We start from the raw sequence: 26,118 nt of genomic DNA on the forward strand, positions 1-26,118 counted from the left end.
ACCGGAAACCTCCGATGCCCGCGTTTGGTGTGACCTCCGCACACCACCCGCCCGCCGAAGTACCTGTTACCGGACCCAGTAACCTCTGAGCCCATGGCACGCCGACTGGACTACTCCGCCCGCTATCCGCTGCATACCACAAAAGAGCTGTACGCGGCGCTGTCGAACCGTGACTACTGGGAAGCACGGGTAGAAGAGATGCGGAAGTACACCCCCGGCAACGAGGTGGTCAAGCTGGAGGCGGGCGACGGCGGCATCGACGTCGAACTGCACCACATCCTGCCCCGCGAGATGCTGCCGGAGCTCGCGCAGACGGTGCTGCGCAAGGACATGGTGATCACCCGCAAGGAGAGCTACAGCGCCTACGCGCCGGACGAGATCACGGGCAAGTACTCGGCGTCGATTCCGGCCGGACCGGGCAGCCTCGGCGGCACCATCCGCCTCTTCCCCACCGAAACCGGATGCACCATGCGCTTCTCCTCGGAGGCGAAGGTCTTCATCCCCATGGTCGGACCGCGCCTGGAGCAGCTGATGCTGGTCAACTTGGTCGACCTGTTCCGCGGCGAGGCCGAGTTCACGGTTCAGTGGCTGGAAGAACACCACCCCACCCGCTGACCAAACCGGTCGGCACCATCACCCGTGGCACCACCGCCGTCAACCGACTCCGCCGCAGCGATCGCCGACTGATCAACGACGAGTTCGTCGCCGCCCGGCTGCGCGAGACGGCCGATCCGCTCGTGGTCGACCTCGGGTACGGCGCCAGCCCGTGGACCACGTTCGAGCTGGCCGCGCGGCTGCGCACAGTGCGCGCCGACGTGCGGGTGGTGGGGCTGGAGATCGATCCGCAGCGTGTGGTGCCCGGCCGCGACGGCGTGACCTTCGCCCGCGGCGGATTCGAACTCGCCGGGCTGCGACCGGTTCTGGTGCGCGCGTTCAACGTGTTGCGGCAGTATCCGGAATCGGCCGTGCCCGAGGCGTGGTCGACCATCCGGTCCGGGCTGGCGCCGGACGGTCTGCTGGTCGATGGCACCTGTGACGAAGTGGGCAGGCGCTGCGCATGGGTCCTGCTCGACCGCGATGGCCCGCGCTCACTCACGCTGGCCTGGGATCCGTTCACCGTGGAGCGGCCCTCCGATCTCGCCGAACGGCTGCCGAAGGCGTTGATCCACCGCAACATCCCCGGGGAGCCGATCCACGCGCTGCTCGCCGCCGCGGACCGCGCGTGGGCCCGCGCCGCGCCACTGGCTCCCTATGGTCCCCGGGTCCGCTGGCGCGCCGCCGCGCGGTCGCTGCGCGAGGAAGGTTTCCCGATCCGCCACTACCGTCGCCGCCTGCGCGACAACGTGCTGTCGGTGCCGTGGTCGGCCGTGGCGCCGGTCGGCTTCTGACAGCCGTTACGCGACGGCGAGCGCGCGATACACCCTTCTGGCCGCGCGGGGCGTCAGCCGCGCACCCGCGTCGGTGATCTCCTCGCCCGCACAGCGGTCGATCGCGACCGCGTCCGCGACCACCTCGTTCAAGGCGATCTGCCCGATCCCGGCCTCGGCCAGGTCGAGCACCGTGCGCACCGGTGTCGTCACCAGGAACGGACCGGCCGATTCCACGTCGGCACCGGTCAGCGAGCGCCGCAGGACCACCAACCGCGGCGGCGCAGGCCGGTTGCCCGCGCGCACCGACAGGTGCAGGAACCGGGGACGCAGCCTGCCGAGGCCGTGCAACTCGGCCGCGCTGTGATGGGAGACCACCGCGGCTCCGTCGAACCAGGCCGACCACATCGCGTATTCGTCGAGCGGACCCTCCGGCCATCCGGCCAAGCGCAGCAGGCCGTCCGCCCCGGCCCTGGTAACCGAACCGTCGCCGAGCCCATCCCGCACCCGCGCCGCACACCCGGTGCGCAGCACCTGCCGGATGGTGAAGAAACCGGCGTGCCGACCGGCCCATCGGCGCAGAACACGCCATCCTTGTTCCGCGGATCCGATCGCGCGGCTTGCCGCATCGCCAGCCATGCGCACCAGGCTACGCTCGGTGTTTGTGCTGCATGTCACATTCGAACCCCTCAATGCCTCCACAGAAACGGCACAGAAAGGTCGGGAAGAATCGCCACCATGAGTACGAACACGCCGTCCACCTCGACGATCAACCGGCGGACTCTGCTGATCGCCCTGACCGTGGTAGCGATTCTGCTCGCGACGGTCCTGGTCGGCGGGGAAGCATATGCCAGGCACTCGGTGTCGAGCTGTATCAGCACGCAATTCGAGAAGGAGATGGGGTCGAAGATCGACGTGAGCTTCGGCCCCAAGCCGATGCTGATCACCTGGATCGACGGCAAGGTGCCCACGGTGAAGGTGAACAGCGACGACACCAAATTCGGCCCCGCCGTCGGGATGGTGGTTCACGCCGTGTTCCGCGACGTCGACGTCGCCGATCACAGCGGGAACACGATCGGCAGCTCCTCCGCCGACGTCACCTGGAGCAACGAGGGCATCAAGGAGACGCTCGGCGGTCTGGTCACCGGAGTGAGCTCGTCCGAGAGTTCGGGCATGCTCACCCTGGCCGTGCTCGGCGGCTTGGCCGAACTTCAGCTGAAGCCGCAGATCCAGAACGGGACCGTCGAGGTGGAGACGATGTCGGCGCAGCTGCTCGGCATCGGAGTGCCCTCCGATCTGGCGCAGAGCATCGTCGATATCTTCACCCAGAGCCTGCAGAGCTACCCGTTCGGCATGTCGGCGACGGACCTGAAGGTCACCGATTCCGGTGTGGTCGTCAAGCTGGCCGGTGGACGCGCCCAGTTGGAGTCCGCGGGCGACAGTTCCGGGTCTCGCTGCTGAATTCCTAGTGCCGCAAAGTCTTCGGGCCGATCACCGGGCGCACCGCAGGGTGGGCCGAATACCGCCGCCACGAAACAGCTTTCGGTTGACAGTCAGGCCGGAAAGCCGTCGAGCACGTCGCGGGATTTCGACAGACCGAGCCTGGTCGCGCCCGCGGCGATCATCTCGGCCGCGGCCGCGGCGGTGCGGATTCCGCCGCTGGCCTTGACGCCTAGCCGCCCGCCCACCGTCTCCGCCATCAGCCGCACCGCGTGGGCGCTGGCGCCACCGGCGGGGTGAAATCCCGTCGAAGTCTTCACGAAATCGGCTCCTGCGCGCTCGGCGACCCGGCACACCTCCACGATCGCCTGATCCGACAGGGCGGCGGATTCGATGATCACTTTCAGCAGCGCCCGATCGCCGACTGCCTCGCGCACCGTGACGATGTCGGCGAGCACCGCCGTATAGTCCCCGGTACGCGCCGCGCCGACGTCGATCACCATGTCGACCTCGGCCGCTCCCTGGTCCACCGCGAGCCGCGCCTCGGCGCCCTTCACCAGCGAATGATGTTTCCCCGAGGGGAATCCGGCGACCGTCGCGACCACGAGCCCGGCCGCGCGCAGCGGCAGCATGGACGGCGACACACAGATCGCGAGCACGCCCAACCCACGCGCCTCCTCGACCAGCGCGGCGACTTCGGCGGGCGTCGCCTCCGGGGCCAGCAGCGTATGGTCGATCATGGCGGCCACTTCGGACCTGGTCAGCGACGCGGAATCTGCCATGGGGTGAGAGTCTGGCACACCGAACGCCAGACCTGTTCCGTGGGCGAATTCCGTTGCGTACCTGGCGGCGATTCACGCACACTCGTAGCTGATGGCGCATCGGAGAGCGTGCCGCCACGGTCGACTGACTAACGTGTGCGGATGGGCCCTACTTCGTTCGGGAGGAGACGACCGTGCTGATCCGTCGCGAACGCGCGGACGACGCCGCTGCGATCGCGGCGGTGCATCGCAGCGCATTCGCGCCGCGCTACGCCACCGCCATTGATCCCGATGGCACCGACACGCGCGGTGACCATGGCAGCGCGGATCCGCCCGAGGTCGGCCTCGTCGCCCGGCTGCGCAGCGACGAGGGCTGGATCCCGACGCTCTCGCTGGTGGCGATCGAGCACGACAGCGTGATCGGCCACTTGTGCCTGACCAGGGCCACGGTCGGCCCGTTCCCCGTGCTGGCGCTCGGCCCGATCGGCGTGCTCGCCGACCATCAAGGAGCGGGCGTCGGCTCGGCACTCATGCACGCGGCTCTCGGCGCCGCCGACGCCCTCGACGAACCGCTGGTCGGCCTGCTCGGCAGCCTGGAGTTCTACCCCCGCTTCGGCTTCGTCCCCGCCGCCCGCCTCGGCATCACCCCCGACGAGCCCGCCTGGGTCAGCCATTTCCAGGTCCGCTCCCTGACGGCCTACGACTCGCAAATCGCCGGCGAATTCCATTACGCCGAACCGTTTTACGACCTCTGACCCACTCCGCTAGGCCCACGGATCGATGACGGGCACGCCGGCAGCCTGGAATGGTGCGGTGTCTCGGGTGGCCACGGCCATGTTCGCGGCGCTCGCTGTCGCCGCGATGTAGCCGTCGGCGGCGCCGATCTCGGCTCCGGCGAGGCGAGCGCTGGTCATCAGTTCGGCGTAGGCGGCGGAGGCGGTCAGGTCGAAGGCGAGCACGCGAGAGCGCTCGCGGTATTCCTGAAGCCGCGGCAAATTCCCCGCAGCGCACCTGGGAGGATGTAGCCATGAGTTCCGCTCCACCCGTCCAGGTCGACCGCCGCTATGTATTGACGTTGGGGTGCCTGGACCGACCCGGCATCATCGCGCGGATCACCTCGTTCATCGCCGAGTTCGGCGGTTCGATCGTGGAGGCGGGCTACCACTCCGACCTCGACACCGGGTGGTTCTTCACGCGTCAGGCGATCAAGGCCGAGACGGTGCCGTTCTCGATCGCGGAACTGCGTGACCGGTTCGCCGGGGTGGCGGCCGACTTGGGTCCGGAAACCGAATGGCAACTGATGGATTCCCGCGAGCGCCGCCGCGCGGTCCTGCTGGTCAGCAAGGACGGTCACTGCCTGCACGACCTGCTCGGGCGCGCCGCCAGCGGCGAGCTGCCCGCCACCATCGAGGCGGTGATCGGCAATCATCCGGATCTGGCGGCGATGACCGAGGCGCACGGCGTGAAGTTCCATCACGTGCCGTTCCCCAAGGACCCGGCCGAGCGCGGCCCCGCGTTCGAGGAGGTCCGCGCCCTGGTGGACGCGCACGACCCGCACGCGGTGGTGCTCGCGCGGTTCATGCAGGTGCTGCCCGCCGAGCTGTGCGAGCACTGGGCGGGCAAGGCGATCAACATCCACCACAGCTTCTTGCCCTCGTTCGTCGGCGCTCGCCCCTATCACCAGGCGTTCGCCCGCGGCGTGAAGCTGATCGGGGCCACCTGCCACTACGTGACCGCGGAACTGGACGCCGGTCCGATCATCGAGCAGGACGTCATCCGCATCGACCACGCCGACGAGGTGCGCGACATGGTCCGCCAGGGCCGCGACATCGAGCGGGTGGTGCTGGCGCGCGGCCTGCGCTGGCATCTGGAAGGACGCGTCCTGGTGCACGGCCGCCGCACGGTCGTCTTTTCCTGACCGCTGGCGCAACCACCCCGGGAATTTCAGCCCACGAGGTCGGCGCGGCGGCGCGGGCGCACCGCGGCGAGCACGCGCGCGAGTTCCTCGTTGAACCGCTCGTAGGCTTCGACGTTCCCCAGATGGCCGGTGGGCAACACGCCGTAGCGCATCAAACTGCCGGTCTGCCGGAGCATCTCGACGATCCGCTCGGAGTGGACCGGCGGGGTCATGTCGTCGAATTGGCCCGCCAGAACCGTGGTGGGCACCACCAGATTGCGTGCCGACTCCCCGACATCCATCGTGGCGAGCAGGACACCGAACCTGGAGCGCACCCACGCCGGACACGAGCGGACGATGGCCATACTGAACGCCAGCACGTCGCCTTTCGCCGCGGTGCTGAGGATCTGCCGTGCGAACAGCCAGCGCACCGGCGCGATGGGCGGGAAGACGAGCGGAGTGCCGAGTCCGAGCCGGCCGAACAGGAACGGCAGCGGCACCTTCAGTTGCAGCAGCCGCAGCGGCCGGTTCAGCAGCGGCACCAGGGTGGTCTCCAGGATCAGCCGGTCGGCCGCGGTATTGAGCAGTAGCGCCGCCAGCGCCTGCTTCGCGACCCGCTGGGGGTACCGGCCGGCCCAGGCCTGCATGGTCATGCCGCCGAGGCTGTGGCCGACCAGCACGGCCCGCTGTCCGGGCGCGAGCGCGGCGTCGAGCACCGCGGCCAGATCGTCGGCCAGCAGGTCCATATTCAGCTTGCTGGACCCGTACTCGCTCTCGCCGTGGCCGCGCTGGTCGTAGGCGATCACGCGGTACTCGCCGGCGAAGGCGTTGATCTGCGGGTTCCAGTACTCCAGGCAGCAAGTCCAGCCGTGGATCAGCACGATGACCGGCCGATCGGACGGGCCGTAGGCATGCACCCGCAGCAGTGCGCCGTCCCGGGTCTGTACGGGGATCACCTCGGGGGCGATCGTCGGGGGATTGAACGCCGCGGTCTGGTACGTACGGGAACGCAACTCGGCGCTGTGCGCGTCGCGCAAGCCCCGGAGCAGGGCCCGGAAGCTCGTCAACGCGGTCGGCAGCATGGCACGCATCGGACACTCCTTTGTGTTACTGATAGATACAGTAACCCCGATTCGCGCTGCTTGCTAGTGCAAGCACCCGTACCAGTCCGCCGAACTACTCCCTCACCAGCGCGGACCCCGCTGAACTTCGTCCACCTTCGGCCGCACGTCGGCGAGGTAGACGCCGGTGGCGATGATCGCCGCGAACGAAAGCAGGCCGAGCCCCGCGGGCGAGAGGAGCAGCACGAGCACGGCCACCCCGAGAATCGCCAGCCAGATCGGCTTGGTCAGTTTGTCCACCGCGGTGAACGCGTCCGGACGCTGACGCACGGCGTGGATCAGCGCGAAAATCGTCGCACCGAGCGCCGCCAGCCACAGCACCAGCAGGATCATCCCGGTCAATCCGTGCACCATATTCACGCCAACCATGATAGGCGTACCTCCACCTTCGCTCCGGCCATGCGCGGACAGAGGACGAACTGCGTCCGACAGCGTCCTTTATGCGTACTCCACCTTCGCTCCGGCCATGCGCGGGCCGAGGACGAACTGCGTCCGACAGCGTCCTTTATGCGTACTCCACCTCCGCTCGAGCTTGGCAAGGACTGCTCCATCAACAGCGACGCCCCCGTACACCAACGGTGCGCGGGGGCGTCGAACGGGTTATCCGCCGGGCGTTCAGGCCTTCTTCGGGGCGGCCTTCTTGGCGGCGGGAGCCTTCTTCGCGGCGGGGGTGGTGGCCTTCTTGGCCGGGGCCTTCTTCGGCGCGCCGTTCGTGACGGGAGCCGGGGTCTCCTCGGTGGTCACGTCGACGACTTCGGCCTCGACGACCGGATCCGCCTCGGCGTCGTCCTCGGCCTTGGCCGGACGGCCGAGCAGCCCGTTGACGCGGTCGAGCACGTCCTCGGCGCGGCTCACCGCGTCGCCGTAGAGGGTCTCGACCTTGCCGATCCGCTCCTCGACGCGTTCGTTGGCGCGCAGCCGCTCGATGGTCTCCTCACCGCGGACGGCAAGGTCGGCGTAGGCGTCGAGCACCTGGCGGTAGTACTTCTCGGCCCGCGCGCGCAGCTCCTCGGCGGTGAACTTCTCGCGCAGCTCGGCGAGGTCGTCCGGCAGCTCCGAAGGCAGCCCGGACAGCCGCTCGCGCAGCGACTCGAACTGGGCCTGCACGTCGGCGGGCACGTTCGCGAAGCGCTCGCGCGCATCCTCCACCCGCGACTGGACGTCGGCGCCGGCCGCGCGCTCGCGAACCTGCGCGACGACGTCGTTGACGGCGGCGTACAGCGCGTCACCCGCGCCGACGGTGGCGAGTAGGGGCTTGGTCACGGTGGCGTTCTTCTCGGTCATGATGTTTCGTTCTCCTGGCGTGGCGGAGTGTCGGTTGTCGTGCGCGGAACGTCGCTGTCCCAAACGTCCCCCCCTGCCTCGTTTCCTCCGTTTTCCCGGCGAAACGATTCATAGATGTCCAGCAGCACCTGCTTTTGCCGCTCACTGATCGACGTGTCGGCAAGCAGGGCATCCCGGACCGGACTGTGCGGCCGCTGCTCGAGATAGCCAGCCCGTACGTACAAGACCTCCGAGGAGACCCGCAGTGCCTTGGCGATCTGCGTGAGCACTTCGGCGGACGGATTGCGCAGTCCGCGCTCGATCTGACTGAGATACGGATTGCTCACCCCCGCCAGCTGGGCGAGCTGGCGTAGCGAGACTTGCGCGGCTTCTCGCTGCGCCCTGATGAAGCCTCCGATGTCGTGCGCCGCGCTGGCGACGCGACCACCTCGTTCGCCGACACCGGACGAGTGCTCGTCCGATCTGTCGGTGTACTCGGCGGAAACCTCGGGCTGGTCTGCCATCACTCACCTTCTGGCGGTTGTACGGGTTCGATTCTAGGTCAGGGTGCTAGCTATTGCAAGCAGTGTGCTAGCAGAGTGTCGGCAAACGATCCGCGCACCGCGGATCAGCCGCCGAACATCAGATGGGAGATCGTGTAGATCGCCAGTCCGGCAAGCGAACCGACCACGGTGCCATTGATGCGGATGAACTGCAGATCCCGGCCGACCTGCAATTCGATCTTCTTGCTCGCTTCGTCGGCGTCCCACCTGGCAACCGTGTCGGTGACCAGCGTGCTGATCTCATCCGCATAGTTCCCCACCAGGTAGCGGGCGCCCCGGTCGATCCAGCCGTCCACCTTCGCGCGCATCTCGGCATCGTCGCGCAAGCGCTCACCGAGCTGCTGGACATTTTCCGCGACCTTGCGCCGGAGTGTGCTGCTCGGGTCGTCGGCCGATTCCAGGATCAGCCGCTTGGCCGCCCGCCACGTGGCCTCGGCCATTCCGGTGATCTCCTCGCGACCCATGATCTGCGCCTTGACGCGCTCCGCCTTCTTGATCATGGCGTCGTCGTATTGCAGGTCTTCGGCGAATTCCTCCAGGAAGCGGTTCGCCGCCAGCCGGACCTCGTGCTCGGGATTGGAACGGATCTTCCAGGTGAACTCGACCAGCTCGCGGTAGATCCGCTCGGAAAGCAGGATGTTGACGAATTTCGGCGCCCACTGCGGCGCGTCCCGCAGCACGATGCGGTCGATCGTCTCCTGCGAGCCGAGCGCCCACTGGTGCGCGCGCTCGGCGAGCAGATCCAGCAGCGCCTGCTGCCGGTTGTCGGCGAGCAGTTCCGCGAGCACCCGCCCGATCGGCGGGCCCCACAGCGGCTCGGCGATCCGCTTGACGATGGTGTTGTCGATCACCTGCTGCACGTCTTCGTCACGCAGGACTCCGACGACGGCGCGCAGAATGGTCGAGCTCTCCTGGGCCACCCGGGCGGCGTGGCCGGGATCGGCCATCCAGCGCCCCACCCGCCAGGAGACCTGCGCGGAGTTCAGTTTCGCCGAAACAACTTCCGGCGCAAGGAAGTTCGTGCCGACGAAGGTGCCGAGACTGGCGCCGAGCTGGTCCTTCTTGCGCCGGATGATGGCGGTGTGCGGAATGGGCAGGCCGAGCGGGTGCCGGAACAGCGCGGTCACCGCGAACCAGTCCGCCAGCGCGCCGACCATGCCCGCCTCCGAGGCCGCCCGCACGTAGCCGACCCAGTCGCCACCCGCGCCGCGCGATTCGATCCAGCGGCAGAACAGGTAGATCGCGGTGGCCAGCGCCAGCATGCCGGTGGCGAGCGCCTTCATCCGCCATAGGTCGCGACGCTTGGCCGCCTCGTCGAGCACGGCGGCGAAGCCGAGGGACGCGGCGGCAGGCGCGGCAGGGGCGTCCAGCACCGCGGTGTTGCCGGGAGCTTTCTCCATGCCTCCCATTCTGCTGTGCCGCGGGATCTGGGCGAGCCGGCGAGTGGATCTCGACACGCCAGGCGCGCCCGACGCTGTGGTTCCCGCCGCATCCGGGCCCAAACTCGCATATCACGGGTATCCGGGACCTAAGCTGGTAGCCACCGAAGCAATTACGAACGAGGGAGCCCACGCTGTCCACCGAAGACCTTGTCGACATCGGCGAGCGACCGACGGCGGTGCGCGGCGGCGCGATGGACGGCCGCAAGCGCCGGTGGCGGCAGCACAAGATCGATCGCCGCGAGGAACTCGTCGACGGCACCCTCGCCGCCGTCCGCGCGCGCGGCAGCAACGCGGGCATGGACGAGATCGCCGCGGAGATCGGCGTTTCCAAGACCGTGCTGTACCGCTACTTCTCCGACAAGAACGACCTGGTCCACGCGACCATGCAGCGCTACATCGAGACCACCCTGATGCCGCGGGTGTACGGCGCGATCAGCCTCGACGCCGACGAATACCAGCTGGTCCGCTCGGCGCTGGCCGAGTACGTCGGCACCGTCGACGAGGACCCGGAGGTCTATCGCTTCATCATGGGCAACGGCGCGGCCGACCAGTCCTCGCTGGCGGAGTTCGAGAAACTCTTCGCCGAGGTGGTCTGCACCGTCATCACCGAGCGCGCCCTGGAGCGTGGCGTCCGGACCGAAGGCGCGGCGCTGGCGTCGTATGTGCTGGTCGGCGGCATCCAGCTGGCGACGCACTGGTGGTCGACGAACAAGTCGCTGTCCCGCGAGGACGTCATCGATTACCTCACCATGCTGGCCTGGAGCGCCATCGAGGGTATGGCCCGCGCCGGCGGTTCGCCCGCGGTGTTCAACGCGCAGCCGCACGTGCTGCCCACGGCCGAGACGCCCGCGGCGGAGTGATCCGGCCGATCGGTCAAGGGTGCTAGCTGGGGCGCTAGCAAAAGTTCATCAGCCCTCTCGACTTTGCCGAAACGTTGGCTAGTCTGAAGCCGAGCGGTGCGCCGAGTGCGCTGCGTCACCGCAAGCGCCGTACTCGACGGCGGTCCGCGCGGGACGTAAGCCGGTCACGCGAGCTACCGCCCGCGCGTCCGTCGCTCCGACCGCGGCACCAACGGAGGTACCTCGATGGCGAAGCAAGTACCGACCTCTCGGCTTGCTCGTGGCACCAAGCTGGGCGCGGTGGCGGCGAGTTCGGTGCTTCGCACACAGCGGACGCGGCTGACCATGCGGGGCAGGTCCGAGGCCGTCCGGGCGAAAATGGCCGAGGAATCCATGATTCGCACCACCGAGCAGGTGGTCATGGTGCTGGGCACCATGAAGGGCGTGGCGATGAAGCTCGGGCAGATGATGTCGGTGCTCGACCTGGATCTGGTGCCCGAGAACCACCGGGAACGCTTTCAGAAACGCCTGGCCGTGCTGCGCAACGCGGCGCCAACGGTCTCGTTCGCGGCCATGCGCGCGGTGATCGAAGAGGATTTCGGCAAGCCGCTCGACGCGGTGTTCGCCGAGTTCGACGCCGAGCCGGTGGCCGCGGCCTCGATCGGCCAGGTGTATCGGGCGCGCCTGCACGACGGCCGCCAAATCGCGGTGAAGGTGCAGTATCCGGGCATCGACACGGCGGTGCGTGCGGACCTGAAGAACCTCGCGATGTTCCGGCGCGTGCTGCAATCCGCGATGCCGTGGGTGACGCCCGCGGTGCTGGACGAGCTGCGGCTGAACATGGAGGCCGAACTCGACTACCGTGCCGAGGCCGCGACCCAGCTGCAGATCGCCGAGCTCTACACCGGGCATCCGTTCATCATCGTGCCGCGGTCGCTGCCGGAGTTCAGCACCACTCGGGTGCTGGTCACCGAGTATGTGGAGGGCAAAGGCTTCGAGGAGATCCGGCAACTGCCCGAGGCCGACCGCAATCGGATCGGCGAGATCATCTACCGGTTCTACGTCGGTTCGCTGTTCACCTTCAACGAATTCTGCGGCGACCCGCACCCGGGCAACGTGCTGTTGGCCGACGACGGCCGGGTCGGCTTCCTGGACTTCGGGTTGTTCAACCGGATGGATGCCGAGCATGTGCAGTTCGAGCTGATCTGCCTGCGCGCCGCCGCCGAAGACCGCGCCGAAGACCTGCGGCAGTTGATGATCCAGCGCGGCGTGATCGATTCGCCGCAGGAGATCGGCGCCGATGAGTGCCTGGAATACGTGCTTGCCGCCTCGGAATGGTGTCTGGTCGACGAGGAACTGACCATCACTCCCGAGCTGGCCAGCGGCGCCTTCCTGCTCGCGGTCGACCCGAGGGCCAGCGAGTTCACCGGGATGAAGCAGCAGAATCTGCCGCCGGAGCACCTGTTCTCGCGCCGCGCCGACTTCCTCACTTTCGGCATGCTCGGTCAGCTCGGCTGCACCGCGAACTGGCACCGGGTGGCCCGCGAATGGCTGTACGGCGAACCACCGGTCACCGAGCTCGGCCGCGCGCACCATGCCTGGCTCGCCGACCATCCGCCCGCCGCGCCGAAGCGGCCGCGGGCGCGGAAGAAGACCACGCAGTAGCCGCCGCCCCGGCGACCCGATCCAGAACGGAAGACCATGGCAGACACACGGGAATTCGACCTAGTCCTCTTCGGCGCGACAGGCTTCGTCGGCAAGCTGACCGCGGAGTACCTCGCCGGCGCCGCACCGGAATCCGCGCGCGTCGCGCTCGCCGGGCGGTCGCTGGACAAGCTGACCGCCGTGCGCGAGGGACTCGGGCCGAAAGCCGCCGATTGGGGTCTGGTGGTCGCCGATTCGACCGACCAGACCGCGCTGGACGAGCTGGCCGCGCGAACCAAGGTGGTCGTCACCACCGTCGGTCCGTACCTGCGCTACGGGATGCCGCTGGTGGCGGCGTGCGCCAAGGCCGGAACCCACTACGCCGACCTCACCGGTGAGCCGCTGTTCATTCGCGACGCCATCGACGCCTACCACGACCAGGCCGCCGCGACCGGCGCGAAGATCGTGAATTCCTGCGGCTACGACTCGATTCCGTCCGACATCAACGTGTACCAGCTCTACCGCCGCTCGGTCGAGGACAACACCGGCGAGCTGGTCGACACCACGACCGTCGCCTGGCTCAAGGGCGGCGCCAGCGGCGGCACCATCGATTCCGGGCGCGCCATGATGGAGGCCATCGCCGCCGACCCGGCCAAGGGCAAGGTGCTGTCTCACCCGTATTCGCTGAGCCCGGACAAGTCGCGGGATCCCGACGTCGGCCGCCAATCCGACCAGGCGCTGTCCCGGGCGAGCGCGATCGACCCGAGCCTGGACGGCTGGGTGAGCACGTTCGTCATGGCCGCGCACAACACGAAGGTCGTGCGCCGCACCAACGGACTGCTCGGCTGGGTGTACGGCAAGAATTTCCGCTACCGCGAGGTGATGAACGCGGGCAAGTCACGGATGGCGCCGCTCGTCGCCGCGGGTATGGCGGGCGGCATCGTGGCCGGGATGACCGTGGGCGCGCTGCTGTCGCGATCCTCCGCGGGGCGCAAAGTGCTCGACCGGGTGCTGCCCAAGCCGGGTACCGGACCGAGCGAAGAAGCCCGTACCAGCGGCTGGTTCACCATGAAGACGTTTGCGCACACCACGTCCGGCACCAAATACGTGGCGACCTTCTCCGGCACCGGCGACCCCGGATACCAGGCCACCGCGGTGCTGCTCGGCGAGAGCGGCCTGTGCCTGGCGTTCGACACCGACAAGCAACCCGACCTCGCGGGCATTCTCACACCCGCCGCCGCGATGGGCGACGCGCTCACCGATCGGCTGCGTGCGGCGGGCATGACGATCACAGTCGACCGCGCCTGAGGCACGCTTCCGGTGAATCTCGCTCGCAAGACCATGAACGCCCCGGTCCTGGCCGCGGTGTACGAACGGGCCTGGCGGCCGACGGTGTTCTATCTCGCCAGCGGTCGCACGACCGCGGTGGACCGGCGGGACGCGGTCGCCACCCTGCGCCTGCGCGGCGCACAGAAGGTGCTCGACATTGCCTGTGGGCCGGGCAATTTCACCAAGTACCTGAGCGAAGCGCTGTCCGGTGACGGCTACGCGGTCGGCGTGGACTATTCCGCGCCGATGCTGGCGCGCGCCGTCACCGACAACGCCGGACCCCGCGTGGGCTATCTGCGCGGTGACGCGCGCACCCTCCCGTTCGCCGACGAAACATTCGACGCCGTCTGTTGTTTCGGCGCGCTCTACCTCATTCCGGACCCGCTCACCGCCACCCGCGAAATGATCCGAGTCCTCGCGCCCGGCGGACGGATCGCCATCACCACCAGCCACCGCGGCGACAATCCCATCGGCGATATGAGCCGCGTGGTCGGCAGTTGGAGCGGTCTGCGCGTCTTCGACACCAAGACCTTTCCCACCCTCTTCGCCGAAAACGGCCTCGTGGAGATCGACCAGCGCATCCACCGCATGCTGCAATACGTCAGCGCGACGAAGCCCGCATAGTCTCGGCCGTTGCAAACGCCTTCGGGGTCAGGGTGCGGGCGGGGCGGTACCGAGATGGATCATGCGGTCGAGGATGGCGGGGGCGAGCGCCAGTTCGAATTCGGTTCCGCTGCTTTCGAAGACGAAGGCGAGGTAGTTGTCGCGGTGGAGCGGAGCCAGCCGGACCGAGCAGTGCTCCCCCACGATCACCCAGCCGCCGATGGTCAACTGATCGGACATCGCAACTCCCACCCTTCGACGCTTCCGATAACTGGACTATGCCAGTTGCGGACGAGGAGTGTCAACGGCGGAAATCGGCCGCTGAGCTGGTGGAATACTCCTGCTGGATGACCCAGTTGCCGGGCGGGTGGACGGCCGTGCGGAGCTCGAGGGCCCTGCCGTCGGCGTCGCGACAGGTGCGGTGGACGACCAGCACCGCGGCCGGGGACGGCAGCGCCAGATGACGGCGCTCGTCGGCAGTGGCCAGGCGGGCGCCGATGCGCTCGCGCACGACCGCGGTACCGCGTCCGATGGCGGATTCCAGGTAGCGCAGGGCTCCGCCGGGCAGTCGTTCGAGGGTGAGCAAGCGAGTAGCGGAATCGGCGAACTCGCCGGGATACCAGGAGGTGATCAGCGTTGTGGAACCAGATCGGCTGATGCTCAATACTTTTCGCACCACAGCACGGGTACCGGACGGGCCGATCGCCTCCGCGACCTCCCGCGGCGCCGCGACCACCGCTGCTTCCAGCACCGTCACGGAGTCGTCCTCGGCGAACGGCGGTCCGTATCGTGGCACGTTCTCGCGCATCAGGGTGGACCGATCGGTCACGTAGGTGCCCGCCCCGCGGCGAGAGCGGACGATTCCCTGCTGGCGCAACGTGTTCAGCGCCTTCGCCGCGGTGGGCCGGGCGACCTTCCATTGGGCGGCGAGTTCCCGCTCGGAGGGCACCTCGGCGCCCGGAGCCAGCTCACCGCGCTCGATGAGCTCGCGCAGATATGCCGAGATCTGAAGGTATTTCGGGAGTACGTCATCGATTTCGGCCATCATTCGCCTCCCCTGCCCCGCGGACCATTGGCCAGTTTAACAACGGGTGCGTCCGATATCCGGGAGCGCGCACCGAGGCGATCCGCGCCACGACACCGGCCGGTAAAGTGCGAATCCAGTACAGCGCGGTACGGACAGGACCGAGCGGAAGGGGGCTTCCTGATGGCAGTACCCGATACCGGCCAGGGGACGGCGCGAAAGCTGTACGCGGCGGCCATCGGCGAGGGCGGGGGCGAACCATTCGAGCTGGACACCGCGGTCGCCGAGAATCTCGCCGCCGCATGCGACAAGCTGGTCGACGATCTGCGTCGCGCCATGGACGACGGGCAACTCGTCACGGACGTGACGGGCTTCCCTGACCTGCCGACCGGACACGCCCTCACCCGCGGCTTCGCCGACAAAGGCAGGCAGTACCTGGACACCCTTGCGGCGTTCCAGGAAACGGCGCTGCTGTTCAAAGCCGCGTATTTGGCGGCGGCCAACCGGCTGGCCGACGCCGAGGCGGCGAATCAGGCCGCGCTGCGTTTGATCACCGAGTACCTGGAGCCCCGGTGAACACGCGCCGGTGCACCGGGACCGACTGAGGGGGACGATCATGGCAGACTCCGCGGCACGCGCGGCCGCCGACGGCATCCGGCAGCAACTGTCCGAATTCTCCGGCGGCGCAACGGATCCCGTCTACGCGCCGGACCGGGAACTGTTCGGCGCCTATACCCATCAGCAGATCTGGGATCGGGTGCACGAAGCGCTCGACCCGGCGGCGCTCGGCCGGACGGCCGCGGCATGGCAGGCCAACGCCACGGCGGTTGCCGAGGCCTTCCAAGCCTTTTCCGATGCCACCAACCGTGAGTTCGCGCATTGGACCGGCCGCGCCGCCGACGCGGCGGTGACCGCGACCAGGCAATTCGTCCGCGCGGGCGGCGAGGCGCACGATGTGTGCCGGGCAGTCGCGCGGCTGATGGAGTTGAATAGCGATGCCGCGCAGACGGTCCGGGGTGCGATAACGCCGCCCCAGCGGTACGAGCCGCTGGCCGACCCGGCCGCCGAAGCGGTTTACGGTGGAAAACGTAGGATGGAACACGATAGTGCGGCGGCAGACATCGAGGCGGATGTCCGGGACACGATGACCTACGTCTACACCCCCACCATGCCCGCCAGCGGCGACCGCGTTCCCCAGTTCCCTCGGCCACAGGAGCCTTCGGCGGCAAGCAATCCCACCCCCGCTGATCCCAGCACCGTCCGCGGAGGCGGCGCGCGGTGAAATGGGTGCTCACCCCGGACGAATTCACGCATGTCTGGACGAACGAAACAAGCCTGGACCGTAGGCCCTACCCGGTCAACATGGTCCCCGCGGCCACCGTGCATACCGAATCCGAGTATCGCGCACTGCGCTTGCCGCAGCGTTTCGCCCGCCAGGCCGACCCCGACCTGGCCGCCGCGCTGATGTTGTGTGCGCGCAACGACGCGACCACCATCACCGTCTCCGGCGAACGCGGCGCCCTCCCGCGCGACGGGAACGCCGCGCAGGTCGAACGGATTCTCGCCTTCGCCGCGGTGGTGCACAACCACGCGGGCATCCTGGTGGCAACGCCGGACAAGGTGACCGTGCTGATGTGCCATGCCCGCGCCGTTGGCGAACGCCTGGTGCAGATCATCGGCTCCGCGCGGGCGGGCAGGCTCGCCCCGATGCGCGAGCCGCAGGACGCGGTGCTGAGCCCTGATCGTACTGAGCCATTCGTCACCAACGGTCATCGCGGCGCGGCGCGATTCCGCCAGACGCTGCGCAAACCGGTCGACGGACGCGGCTTCATCACCGTGACGGTGCAGCCGGACAACCCCATGTCCCCGCCCACCCGCCACCGCACCTGGCTGGACTTCACCGGCGACGGCCGCTACCTGCTCACCACCGCGCACGACCTCATCCTCACGCCGGTGTCGGATGAGGAGTTCGCCGCTCAATTGCTGCGCTTGGCGCACGTCTGACCGGCGGACAGCCGGACGCTGTCGTGTTGCCGTGGAGGCTCGGCGACGGCCGAACTCCGGCGCTCGCTTCTGGCTTGATCGGCTGCGACGGCGTGGTTAGCTGTAGGTCATGGCCAAGCAGTGGACGGTGGCGGCTACCGAGGCCCTGAAAGCCGATGGATTGCGGATCGCCGAGCTCGACACGTCAGCGCGGCCGGGATTCACCGGCGACAAGAAGGCGGGCCTCGAGTTGCTCGCGGAACGAAGCGGGGTGCTCTCGGATCTCCAGGAGAAGCTGTACGCGAACGGCCGCTCCGGAGACAAACGCAGCGTGCTGCTGGTGTTGCAGGGGATGGACACCGCGGGCAAGGGCGGCATCGTCCGGCACGTCATCGGCTCGGTCGACCCCCAGGGCGTCGACCACACCGCGTTCGGCGTGCCGACTCGGGACGAGCTGCGCCATCACTATCTGTGGCGTATCCGCAAGGCGCTGCCACGCGGCGGCCAGCTCGGCGTATTCGATCGCTCGCACTACGAGGACGTGCTGGTGGTGCGGGTGCACAACGTGGTGCCGCCCACGGAATGGGAACCGCGCTACGACGAGATCAACACTTTCGAGCGTGAACTGGTGGAGGAGGGCACCACGCTGGTGAAGGTCGCCATGTTCGTCTCGCTCGACGAACAGAAGAAGCGACTCGCCGAGCGCTTGGAGCGCCCGGACAAATACTGGAAGTTCAATCCCGCCGACATCGACGAGCGTGCGCACTGGCCCGCCTACGAACAGGCGTACCAGGCGATGCTTGACCGCACGTCCACCGAGTACGCGCCGTGGTACGTGCTGCCCGCCGATCGCAAATGGTTCTCCCGCCTCGCGGTCACCGAGCTGCTGATCGACGCGCTGGAGCGGCTGGAACTGGACTGGCCCGCACCGCAATTCGACGTCGAGGAGCAGAAACGGCGGCTCGCGCGGGCGTAGTGCCCACTCAGGAGACCAGTGGGCGTACCTGCTCGGCCACGAAGCGCAGGAACGCGGCGGGATCCGGATCGTCGGCGGTGGTCTGCAAGACGACGGTGTCCGCACCCGCCTGGGCCAGACGGATGACGGCTTCGGCGACAGCGTGCGCGTCACCTGCGACGCCCGCACCGGGGGCGTGAGCTGGAGTGCGTTCGGCGGCCAGGCGGGCCTCGGCGTCCGGGCCGGTGACCGCGAGCAGATTCGCCACGACGTGGTGGCGGTCGGTCCGCCCCGCGGCGGCACGACCCTCATCGATCAGCTTGCGGGCAACGCGGACGCCGTCGGCGTCGGTGATCGAATCGAGCAGCGTGCCGTCCGCGTGCTCGCCACACAGCCGGATCGAGCGCGGACCACGAGCGCCCGCATAGACCTTCGGCGGCGCCGCGGGTGGCCAGTCCAGTGCCACATTGTCGAGGTGCACATAGCGACCGGACGTGGTGACCCGCTCACCGGCGAGCAGCGCACGCAGCGCGCCGAGATGCTCGCTGAGCAAGGTCACCGGCGACTCGACGCGCGCGCCGACCTGCTCCATCCAGGTCTGCACACCATGTCCGATACCGAGGATCAGCCGGTCGGGGAAGAGTCGGTAGAGCGTCGCGGCCTCCATGGCGGTGAGTGCGACGTTGCGCAACGGCACCGGCAGCAGCCCGATGCCGACCCGCACCCGCTCGGTCCACGCGAGCGCCGCCGCGGCAGTGGCGATTCCGCTCTCCAGGAAGCAGTCCTCCCACAGCCACAGCTCCTCCAGCCCAGTCGCCTCGGCGACACGGACCGCCTCGCGGAGCGACTCGGGCGGATTTTGCGGACAGAACACAGCACCGAGAACAGTCACCCCGACATTCCTACCCGCCGCGGCCGATCGGCGCAGGCATATGTCGCGACCGGTTGAGTCAGTGTGGTTTCCGAAGTCGTTGGCTCGTTGTCGGATTCGCCGCTCGGTGTGAACGCAGGCTGCGGCACACCGGTCGCCATCGCACCTTCGTCGCTCGCCTTGTCCGACATCGCGGCACTACCCTCGCCTTGAGGGACTGCCTCTACACCGTTGATTGGGTCGTCACTGTTAATGACGCATCGCAGCTAGCTCCGGTTCCCCGGATCACGCAGAAAATCCAACCGCAGCTGCAACCGCTGCCGCGCCCGGGCACACCGGCTCTTGATCGTCCCCTCCGCCACACCGAGCAGTGCGGCCGCTTCGGCCACGCTATACCCCTCCACATCCACCGCGACCAACGCGGTGCGCTGCTCCGGCGGCAGCGCGAACAGCGCGCGATCGATCACCATCGACATCTCCAGCTCCGCCATCTCATCGCGTTCGTCCTTCGGTTCGGGCATGGTCTCAGGTGAGAGCGAGATTGCGCGCCTGGTCTTGTTGCGCCGGATCCGATCCAAGCAGGCGTTCACCACGATCGCGTGCAGCCAGCTGCGGACCTCCGCCTCGCCGCGGAACGACGCCGCCGTGCGATGCGCCGACAACAACGCGTCCTGCAGCGAATCCGCCGCGTCCTCCCGGGTATAGGAGGTGCGCAACGCCGTCTGCCACAAATGATCGTTATGCCTGCGCAGCAACTCCGCGAACGCGTGCCGCTGCCCACGGACGTGCGCCCGCAACAACTCCACATCAGAACAATCCTCCGGGACGAACGAGCGCTCACGACACACCACCGGACGCGACGTCCCCCCGGGCAACTTGTCCTCTACCTGCGCGCCGAGCCCGAGAACAGCGGACGACTCCTGCGGCTCCTGGGTTTGGGCGACCATCGCGATGTTCACACCTTCCGCGCCCGGCCGGATGGCGATGGCACAGCCGATGCCACGGCTTGCCCTGCCCAAAGGACGGTTTCGATGTACAACGCCCCCTCGGTCGGGCCCTCGGAATCTGCCCGCACATTCCAAAGATCCTGTTTCCTCATCCTGGCAGCTCAATTCCAGACATACTTTCGCATCTCCAAACTAATGGCCGCCCGAATCGTTCTCGACAGGAAAGAGGGCATAACCAAATACATTTCAGCGACAAGTCAAATGCGTTGCCGCTGCATTATTTTCGCACCTCGTCACCGCATCGCCAACGTATAGACTTGCGTATTAGACCTCAATCGGGGCCGTTCCCATGCACTCCCCTCCGGCGCAGGCGGCGAATCTAAGCGCGTTCTACCTCCGTATTCATCGTCTCGCGCACCTGCGCGTAACTAGCTTCGTATGCAGCATTCGGGCCATAGCATCGGGCTGTCAACGAGGAGGCTGTAAACAAACTGTGGACAACGACCGCTGTCGATCCCGGCGAATGCCAGTTAGCCTCACTCAACAAGATCGCCCATTCCAGGCAGGGGACCACCACCTATGCACAACCCCCTACATACGCGCGCGTCCGCTCGAGGCGATGCAACCGAGGATCTGCTCAGGGGAAGGACCGCTGTCGTCACTGGAGCCAGCCGTGGCATCGGCCGGGCGATCGCGATCAGATTCGCGGCGGAGGGCGCGAACGTCGCGATGATCGCCCGAACCCAGGAGCCGCACCCCCAACTACCCGGCACGATCCACACCGCCGCCGCTGAAGCGGAGGCCGCAGGCGGCGACGTGCTGCCCTTGGTGGCGGATGTGCGCGATGACAAGGCGCTGACCGATGCGGTCGATCAGATCGTCGAGCGGTTCGGCGGCATCGACATCCTGGTCAACAACGCCGGATCGGTCGATCTCACCGGCGCCGAGCAGATCGGCATGCGACGCTACGACCACATGCAGGCCGTCAACCTCCGCGCCCCGTTCCTGCTATCCAAGCTGGCACTCCCGCACCTGCGCGCCTCGGCTCGAGACGGGCGCAACCCACACATCCTCACGCTCTCCCCACCGCTCAACATCCATATCGGCAACGGCCTTGCCTACGCCGTGTCCAAGTATGGCGTCAGCCTCGTCACCATCGGCTTGGCGCACGAGTTCCGCCCGTACGGTATCGCTGTGAACTCCCTATGGCCCCGGACGAAGATCGACACCGCGGCGGTCCCTGACCTGCTCGGCGGCGCAGAAGCCGTCACCACGTCCCGCAGCCCTTTCATCTGCGCCGATGCCGCCCTGTTGGTGGTGACCAGCCCGGCGGCGACCTACACCGGTCAGCATCTCTTGGACGAGGATGTCCTCATCGCCAATGGCGTCGCCGACCTGGACCGATACCGCGTCGTACCGGGCACCGGCGCGAGCGCCGACGACATCTTCATCGACGCGTAGACCACCACGGGAGGAAACTGAAACTCTCATGCGCACTCGCGATTCGCTCCTAACAGATACTCGCGACATCAACCTTTCAGCCACGCCCCCGGAGCGCCGGGCTGGGTGGTGGATTGACAATCCCAGGTCACACCAACGTCGTATACGCCAGTCATGTTGAGATAGCCTACGTGGCAAACGAAAGCAGGAAGCCTGACAACCGGCTGCTCGGCGAGCTGATGACCGCGGAGCGTGAGGCAGCCGAACTGAGCAGAACCCGCGTCGCCGAAGCCTGTCACGTCTCGCGGCAACTGGTGCATTACTGGGAGACCGGCGTGCGAATCCCCGACGGCGAGGCACTGAGACTGTGGTTCGAAGTGGTCGGCGTGCCGAACTGGAAGCGCCAAAGGTTCATTGCGGTCATCCAGCGGGTTCGGTCCTTGTCCCACAGGGCACCACTCGAAACCCTCGACTGGTCGAGCGTGCCGCCAGTCTGGACCACAGAGGATCAGACCGGCCTCGACCGCATCATCGACCCGGCTTGCTGCCACGACCGCATAACGTTCGACCTATACGGCTGCAACAGACCTTTTCTCGATCGCTTTCCAGGACTCGCGCCGGCCCCACCCGATGCCGAGCAACCAGCCAGTCTCATCGTCTGGATGTTCACCAATCCCTCTGCCCGCAAGGTCATTGCGAACTGGAACCTGCGCGCCCGGCTGATGGCGGCAGCGTTCGGAACCCTTGCGCCCGGCGCTGTGCCTCAGCGCCGGATCGATGAGATCGTGCAAGCTTGCCAGGCAGAGCCAGCATTCATGGAGATGTATCGCAGCACTCCGACCGATGACGAAGTGACCAATCAGCGCGTCGTGCTGTGGGACCCGTACCGCGAGGAGTTCGTGACGCACCTGATGCGCGCATCCATCTTCAAATATCCACCCCGGCCTTGGGATCAGCTGGTTCTGCAGGCACCGGCATGAGGCGCCAGCACACAATTTGTAGCGCCTGCGGTCATCAAGCTCGCCGAGTAGCCGGTTGTCAGGCTTCTCGGAGATGGATTCGGTGTGGAACCGCGCGGGTGAACTGGAATACCGGGGCCGCAGCGAGCTTCCTCCATCGTGGTCTACGCGTCGATGAAGAGATCGTTGGCGAGCGCGCCGGTGCCCGGTGCGACGCGGTATCGGTCCAGGTCGGTGACGCCATGGGAAGCGAGGACTTCCTCGTCCAAGAGCAATTGACCGGTGTAGGTCGCGGCGGGGCTGGTCACCATCAGGAGCGCGGCGTCAGCACAGATGCTGGCGGTTCGGGACGCCGCGACGGCTTCCGCGCCGCCGAGCAGATTGCGTACCGCCGCGGTGTCGATCTTCGTCCGGGGCCACAGGGAGTTCACAGCGATACCGTAGGGCCGGAATTCGTGCGCCAAGCCGATAGTGGCAAGGCTGACGCCATATTTGGAGATAGTGTAAGCGACGCCGTTGCCGATGTGCTCGGGGTTCATGTTGAGCGGTGGGGAGAGCGTGAGGATGTGTGGGTTGCGCCCGTCTCGAGCCGAGGCGCGCAGGTGCGGGAGTGCCAGCTTGGATAGCAGGAACGGGGCGCGGAGGTTGACGGCCTGCATGTGGTCGTAGCGTCGCATGCCGATCTGCTCGGCGCCGGTGAGATCGACCGATCCGGCGTTGTTGACCAGGATGTCGATGCCGCCGAACCGCTCGACGATCTGATCGACCGCATCGGTCAGCGCCTTGTCATCGCGCACATCCGCCACCAAGGGCAGCACGTCGCCGCCTGCGGCCTCCGCTTCAGCGGCGGCGGTGTGGATCGTGCCGGGTAGTTGGGGGTGCGGCTCCTGGGTTCGGGCGATCATCGCGACGTTCGCGCCCTCCGCCGCGAATCTGATCGCGATCGCCCGGCCGATGCCACGGCTGGCTCCAGTGACGACAGCGGTCCTTCCCCTGAGCAGATCCTCGGTTGCATCGCCTCGAGCGGACGTATGTAGGGGGCTGTTCACTGCGGGTGGTCCTCTGCCTGAGAATGGGCGATCTTGTTGAGTGAGGCTAGCTGGCATTCACCGGGATCGGGAGCCATAGTTGTCCACAAGTTGTATGACAGCCGCGAGCCGCTGCGCGCGGGCACCGCAGCGGTTGCAAAGCGATTGGAATTTCTGCGTGATCCAGGGAACCGCGGCTAGCCCGGATACGTCATTAACAGTGACGGGCCAGAAGACGATGGACAGGCAATACCCACCGGGTGAGTGCGGGGATTGCCCGTGACGGCAGAGGCGAGCAAGCGGAGGTGTGATGGCAACCAGGGAGCCGCGGCCTGCGTTCACGGCCGAGTTGCTCGCCGACCTGCACGCCGACAACCTCACCCCCGCACAACGTGCGCAGTTGTTGCCACAGGTCGCCCGCGATGCTCGAGCATTGCATTTCCTGCGGTCCCTGGACGCGATCAGCGCAGAACTGCGCGCTCTGGGCCGCGACGAGCGCATCATCCACCCCATGCCCGCCGACGTCACCGCCCGGCTCGCCCAGTTCCTCGACGAGCTCGACCCACCCGAAAGCACCACCCAGAACGCCTGCGCACAGGACTCGACCACGCCGCCCACCGCATCGACCGGCGAATCCGACCCCCGACCAACCGATTCCGGAACCGCGCCGCCTGCACCGATCACGCTCGCCGAACACCGCCACCGCCGCGGCCGGGCGCGCCGGATGACCGCGGCAGCCGCAGCTATCCTCGCCGTCACCACCATCGGCGGGGCTGCCTCCATGCTGCGTGGCAGCGACAATCCCGCACCCACCGCCGCACCTGCCACCGGAACCGACCAGCCCAGCGACGATCTCCCCGCCAGCGTCGCGCTCTCCGCCCTCGGCCGCCACACTGTCACCGGCACGCTCGCCAACCCAGCCGCCCTGGACCGCTGCGTGCAAGCCAACGGCCTGGACCGCACCATCCTCGGCTCCACCGACATCACCTTCCGCGGCCACAACGCCGTCCTCATCCTGCTCACCGGCCCCCACCCACCGAACGTCACCGCTCTGGTCGTCGGAACCGGCTGCGGCACAGGCGATCCGCAGCGCAAGTCGATACAGGACATTGGCTGATACCGCGTAATTGGAAAACTGCTGACACGATGCCACCAATGGGAAGCTTCTGGCGACCCCAACGGGCAACACCAGCCGCGGCCGAAACCGCATGACGACAAGACAATCGCAGTGATTCGCCTGTAATTGTTCATGGAGTGGACTCTCCGCCCGGTCGGCTCAGGGCAGGTGGTGGGCGAAACGGGAGCCGCGTCGATGTAGCGGCCAGCTGGCGACCTGCCCGGTGTGCACGAATTCGCCCCAATACCGGCGGGCCCGGACGCCGAGTGCGTCGATCTCCGCCGGAGTGAGAGGCGCGAGCATTGGTGAGGTGGCCCAGGACGAGCCGCTGCCGTACAGCAGCGGCAGGTCGATGCAGTGGCAGGCGCCGTACGGGTTGGCCGGATGCAGTTGTCCTACGCGATAGCAGTAGACGGTGGCGCCGGCGTCGGTCAGCTCGTCGGCGAAGCGGAACAGGCCGTCCTCGAATGCCTTTCGTCCGATCAGCCGCTCCACCGCGCGGGTCGTCCGTTCGCCGACCAGCGGCAGTCGCTGGACCTTGCCGAACACCGGATGCGGGCCGCCGTAGAACGCCCGCGCCTCCTCGGCCGTGCAGCCGAGTACCACCCGTAGGTCGGCGGCCGCGCCGTGCACGGCCTGCCGCCAGGTGTGCTCGCCGGGCAGCGGGTCCGCGTCGGCCACCGGGAGAAAGGGCGGCGCCGAGTTCAACGCACCCGGGCCCGCTATCCGGCGGACCGTACGCCCCTGTGCAGCAAGGAGTTCGGGCACCGGAGCGGTGAACGGGTCGGCGTCGAGTTCGGCGAGGAACATCGCCCCCACGCGTTCGGCGTGCCGGTGGCTCTGGAATCCGATGCCGAACGGTGCGCTCTGCACGATGGCCTGAGCGAACAAAGGCCTCGCTTCCGCGATGCCCAGCAGCGCGACGACCGACTGCGCGCCCGCCGACTGCCCCGAGACGGTGATGCGCTCTGGATCGCCGCCGAACTCGGCGATGTGCTCACGCACCCACCGCAGAGCCGCTATCTGGTCACGCAAACCGAGATTGCCCGCCGAAACTCCCGGCGCCCGCAGGTATCCGAGTGCGCCGAGCCGGTAGCTCACCGACACCACGACGATGCGGGTCTCGCGCACGAGTTGGTCGGCGTCGTACAGATTCCACTGTCCGCTGCCAGCGAGATACGCGCCGCCGTGGAACCACACCAGCACTGGACGACCGCCGGGTTCGACGCCCTCCGGAGTCGTGACGGTCAGCGCCGAACAATCCTCCGATTGATCCAGCGGGGCCGCCCGTCCGATCACGCGTTCGAGCCGCCCCGGCAGCTGCGGTGCAATCGCGTACCGCCGGGTCGCGTCGTACACCCCGTCGTGTGGTGCGACCGGCTCCGGCGCACCGAATCGCTCTGCCCGCGCGTAGGGGATCCCACGAAACACCGCTACCCCGCCGAGGGCTTCGCCCCGCCAGCGCCCCGAGGGCGCGACCACGTTGTCCATGCCTCTCTCTCACCTTCTATCGCAAGTCGACTTG

General features: G+C 67.7%; 30 protein-coding genes. 16 read left to right on the forward strand and 14 right to left on the reverse strand.

The features are described from left to right. Positions 1–93: 93 nt before the first annotated feature. Entirely contained in the window at positions 94–615 is a 522-nt protein-coding gene (locus tag ACWPXK_RS32285) for a DUF2505 domain-containing protein (protein WP_454199947.1), read from the forward strand. Next, positions 585–1,388, forward strand: a complete 804-nt coding sequence (locus ACWPXK_RS32290) for a class I SAM-dependent methyltransferase (RefSeq protein ID WP_454199948.1) — start codon at positions 585–587, stop codon at positions 1,386–1,388. Before ACWPXK_RS32285 ends, ACWPXK_RS32290 begins: the two co-directional genes overlap by 31 nt. Positions 1,389–1,394: 6 nt before the next feature. Here ACWPXK_RS32290 and ACWPXK_RS32295 read toward each other — a convergent pair whose 3' ends face one another. After that, positions 1,395–2,006, reverse strand: a complete 612-nt coding sequence (locus ACWPXK_RS32295; RefSeq protein WP_454199949.1) for a hypothetical protein — start codon at positions 2,004–2,006, stop codon at positions 1,395–1,397. A 99-nt stretch (positions 2,007–2,105) separates the two neighbouring features. Between ACWPXK_RS32295 and ACWPXK_RS32300 the strand changes: the two genes are divergently transcribed. Beyond that, positions 2,106–2,828, forward strand: a complete 723-nt coding sequence (locus ACWPXK_RS32300; protein WP_454199950.1) for an LmeA family phospholipid-binding protein — start codon at positions 2,106–2,108, stop codon at positions 2,826–2,828. A 92-nt stretch (positions 2,829–2,920) separates the two neighbouring features. Here the strand turns inward: ACWPXK_RS32300 and deoC are convergent, their stop codons facing one another. Further along, positions 2,921–3,589 carry a deoxyribose-phosphate aldolase gene (gene deoC, locus ACWPXK_RS32305; RefSeq protein WP_454199951.1) on the reverse strand — a complete coding sequence of 223 codons (669 nt, stop codon included), beginning with the start codon at positions 3,587–3,589 and terminating at the stop codon, positions 2,921–2,923. Positions 3,590–3,762: 173 nt separating this feature from the next. On the opposite strand from deoC, the gene ACWPXK_RS32310 reads away from it, so the two are divergent. Continuing rightward, on the forward strand, positions 3,763–4,323 hold the full coding sequence (locus ACWPXK_RS32310; protein WP_454199952.1) for a GNAT family N-acetyltransferase: 561 nt from the start codon (positions 3,763–3,765) through the stop codon (positions 4,321–4,323). A 9-nt stretch (positions 4,324–4,332) separates the two neighbouring features. Here the strand turns inward: ACWPXK_RS32310 and ACWPXK_RS32315 are convergent, their stop codons facing one another. Continuing rightward, complete coding sequence (locus ACWPXK_RS32315) at positions 4,333–4,563, reverse strand: PIN domain-containing protein (RefSeq protein WP_454199953.1); 231 nt, start codon at positions 4,561–4,563, stop codon at positions 4,333–4,335. Between the two features lie 32 nt (positions 4,564–4,595). Between ACWPXK_RS32315 and purU the strand changes: the two genes are divergently transcribed. After that, positions 4,596–5,486 carry a formyltetrahydrofolate deformylase gene (gene purU, locus ACWPXK_RS32320; protein WP_454199954.1) on the forward strand — a complete coding sequence of 297 codons (891 nt, stop codon included), beginning with the start codon at positions 4,596–4,598 and terminating at the stop codon, positions 5,484–5,486. 26 nt (positions 5,487–5,512) lie between these two features. On the opposite strand, the gene ACWPXK_RS32325 is transcribed toward purU, so the two are convergent. The 5 genes from ACWPXK_RS32325 to ACWPXK_RS32345 all read right to left on the reverse strand — a co-directional run bounded on the left by ACWPXK_RS32325 (position 5,513) and on the right by ACWPXK_RS32345 (position 9,812). Continuing rightward, positions 5,513–6,556 (reverse strand): alpha/beta fold hydrolase, encoded by a 1,044-nt coding sequence (locus ACWPXK_RS32325; protein ID WP_454199955.1) that lies wholly within the window; start codon positions 6,554–6,556, stop codon positions 5,513–5,515. 93 nt (positions 6,557–6,649) lie between these two features. Further along, complete coding sequence (locus ACWPXK_RS32330; RefSeq protein WP_040783979.1) at positions 6,650–6,940, reverse strand: DUF2516 family protein; 291 nt, start codon at positions 6,938–6,940, stop codon at positions 6,650–6,652. Positions 6,941–7,201: 261 nt separating this feature from the next. Continuing rightward, a complete protein-coding gene (locus ACWPXK_RS32335) occupies positions 7,202–7,870 on the reverse strand; it encodes a heparin-binding hemagglutinin (protein ID WP_454199956.1) in 669 nt (222 codons plus the stop codon). Continuing rightward, the gene (locus ACWPXK_RS32340; protein WP_067463501.1) at positions 7,867–8,373 is read right to left on the reverse strand and encodes a helix-turn-helix domain-containing protein; all 507 of its coding nucleotides are present in this window, start codon (positions 8,371–8,373) and stop codon (positions 7,867–7,869) included. Before ACWPXK_RS32340 ends, ACWPXK_RS32335 begins: the two co-directional genes overlap by 4 nt. A 104-nt stretch (positions 8,374–8,477) precedes the next feature. Next, the gene (locus ACWPXK_RS32345) at positions 8,478–9,812 is read right to left on the reverse strand and encodes a DUF445 domain-containing protein (protein ID WP_454199957.1); all 1,335 of its coding nucleotides are present in this window, start codon (positions 9,810–9,812) and stop codon (positions 8,478–8,480) included. 233 nt (positions 9,813–10,045) lie between these two features. On the opposite strand from ACWPXK_RS32345, the gene ACWPXK_RS32350 reads away from it, so the two are divergent. From ACWPXK_RS32350 to ACWPXK_RS32365, 4 genes are all read left to right on the forward strand, one after another. Continuing rightward, the gene (locus ACWPXK_RS32350) at positions 10,046–10,714 is read left to right on the forward strand and encodes a TetR/AcrR family transcriptional regulator (RefSeq protein ID WP_454199958.1); all 669 of its coding nucleotides are present in this window, start codon (positions 10,046–10,048) and stop codon (positions 10,712–10,714) included. A 225-nt stretch (positions 10,715–10,939) separates the two neighbouring features. Next, positions 10,940–12,358 carry an ABC1 kinase family protein gene (locus ACWPXK_RS32355; RefSeq protein WP_454199959.1) on the forward strand — a complete coding sequence of 473 codons (1,419 nt, stop codon included), beginning with the start codon at positions 10,940–10,942 and terminating at the stop codon, positions 12,356–12,358. 36 nt (positions 12,359–12,394) lie between these two features. Continuing rightward, positions 12,395–13,645 carry a saccharopine dehydrogenase family protein gene (locus ACWPXK_RS32360; RefSeq protein ID WP_454199960.1) on the forward strand — a complete coding sequence of 417 codons (1,251 nt, stop codon included), beginning with the start codon at positions 12,395–12,397 and terminating at the stop codon, positions 13,643–13,645. Between the two features lie 12 nt (positions 13,646–13,657). Next, entirely contained in the window at positions 13,658–14,290 is a 633-nt protein-coding gene (locus ACWPXK_RS32365; protein WP_454199961.1) for a class I SAM-dependent methyltransferase, read from the forward strand. Positions 14,291–14,317: 27 nt separating this feature from the next. Here the strand turns inward: ACWPXK_RS32365 and ACWPXK_RS32370 are convergent, their stop codons facing one another. Together ACWPXK_RS32370 and ACWPXK_RS32375 are read right to left on the reverse strand one after the other, a co-directional pair. Next, positions 14,318–14,509 (reverse strand): hypothetical protein, encoded by a 192-nt coding sequence (locus ACWPXK_RS32370; protein WP_454199962.1) that lies wholly within the window; start codon positions 14,507–14,509, stop codon positions 14,318–14,320. Positions 14,510–14,570: 61 nt separating this feature from the next. Continuing rightward, complete coding sequence (locus ACWPXK_RS32375) at positions 14,571–15,314, reverse strand: GntR family transcriptional regulator (RefSeq protein WP_454199963.1); 744 nt, start codon at positions 15,312–15,314, stop codon at positions 14,571–14,573. A gap of 162 nt (positions 15,315–15,476) precedes the next feature. On the opposite strand from ACWPXK_RS32375, the gene ACWPXK_RS32380 reads away from it, so the two are divergent. The 4 genes from ACWPXK_RS32380 to ACWPXK_RS32395 all read left to right on the forward strand — a co-directional run bounded on the left by ACWPXK_RS32380 (position 15,477) and on the right by ACWPXK_RS32395 (position 18,252). Beyond that, entirely contained in the window at positions 15,477–15,869 is a 393-nt protein-coding gene (locus tag ACWPXK_RS32380) for a hypothetical protein (RefSeq protein WP_364330098.1), read from the forward strand. A gap of 40 nt (positions 15,870–15,909) precedes the next feature. Next, positions 15,910–16,575, forward strand: coding sequence for a hypothetical protein (locus ACWPXK_RS32385; protein WP_454199964.1), 666 nt, complete (start codon positions 15,910–15,912; stop codon positions 16,573–16,575). After that, a complete protein-coding gene (locus tag ACWPXK_RS32390; protein WP_454199965.1) occupies positions 16,572–17,297 on the forward strand; it encodes an ESX secretion-associated protein EspG in 726 nt (241 codons plus the stop codon). Before ACWPXK_RS32385 ends, ACWPXK_RS32390 begins: the two co-directional genes overlap by 4 nt. Before the next feature lie 109 nt (positions 17,298–17,406). Beyond that, positions 17,407–18,252, forward strand: coding sequence for a PPK2 family polyphosphate kinase (locus ACWPXK_RS32395; RefSeq protein WP_454199966.1), 846 nt, complete (start codon positions 17,407–17,409; stop codon positions 18,250–18,252). 7 nt (positions 18,253–18,259) lie between these two features. On the opposite strand, the gene ACWPXK_RS32400 is transcribed toward ACWPXK_RS32395, so the two are convergent. Beyond that, complete coding sequence (locus ACWPXK_RS32400) at positions 18,260–19,123, reverse strand: LLM class flavin-dependent oxidoreductase (protein WP_454199967.1); 864 nt, start codon at positions 19,121–19,123, stop codon at positions 18,260–18,262. Between the two features lie 245 nt (positions 19,124–19,368). Further along, the gene (sigM, locus tag ACWPXK_RS32405) at positions 19,369–20,049 is read right to left on the reverse strand and encodes an RNA polymerase sigma factor SigM (protein WP_454199968.1); all 681 of its coding nucleotides are present in this window, start codon (positions 20,047–20,049) and stop codon (positions 19,369–19,371) included. 579 nt (positions 20,050–20,628) lie between these two features. On the opposite strand from sigM, the gene ACWPXK_RS32410 reads away from it, so the two are divergent. Next, entirely contained in the window at positions 20,629–21,510 is an 882-nt protein-coding gene (locus ACWPXK_RS32410) for an SDR family oxidoreductase (RefSeq protein WP_454199969.1), read from the forward strand. Between the two features lie 170 nt (positions 21,511–21,680). Then, positions 21,681–22,469 (forward strand): MmyB family transcriptional regulator, encoded by a 789-nt coding sequence (locus ACWPXK_RS32415; RefSeq protein ID WP_454199970.1) that lies wholly within the window; start codon positions 21,681–21,683, stop codon positions 22,467–22,469. Between the two features lie 143 nt (positions 22,470–22,612). Here the strand turns inward: ACWPXK_RS32415 and ACWPXK_RS32420 are convergent, their stop codons facing one another. Further along, positions 22,613–23,554 carry an SDR family oxidoreductase gene (locus tag ACWPXK_RS32420; protein ID WP_454199971.1) on the reverse strand — a complete coding sequence of 314 codons (942 nt, stop codon included), beginning with the start codon at positions 23,552–23,554 and terminating at the stop codon, positions 22,613–22,615. 232 nt (positions 23,555–23,786) lie between these two features. Here ACWPXK_RS32420 and ACWPXK_RS32425 point away from each other — a divergent pair, with 232 nt between their 5' ends. Beyond that, positions 23,787–24,593, forward strand: a complete 807-nt coding sequence (locus ACWPXK_RS32425) for a hypothetical protein (protein WP_454199972.1) — start codon at positions 23,787–23,789, stop codon at positions 24,591–24,593. A gap of 159 nt (positions 24,594–24,752) precedes the next feature. Here ACWPXK_RS32425 and ACWPXK_RS32430 read toward each other — a convergent pair whose 3' ends face one another. Next, entirely contained in the window at positions 24,753–26,084 is a 1,332-nt protein-coding gene (locus ACWPXK_RS32430; protein WP_454199973.1) for a carboxylesterase family protein, read from the reverse strand. Positions 26,085–26,118 lie beyond the last annotated feature (34 nt).

The sequence above is a fragment of the Nocardia sp. Marseille-Q1738 genome (assembly GCF_965283145.1).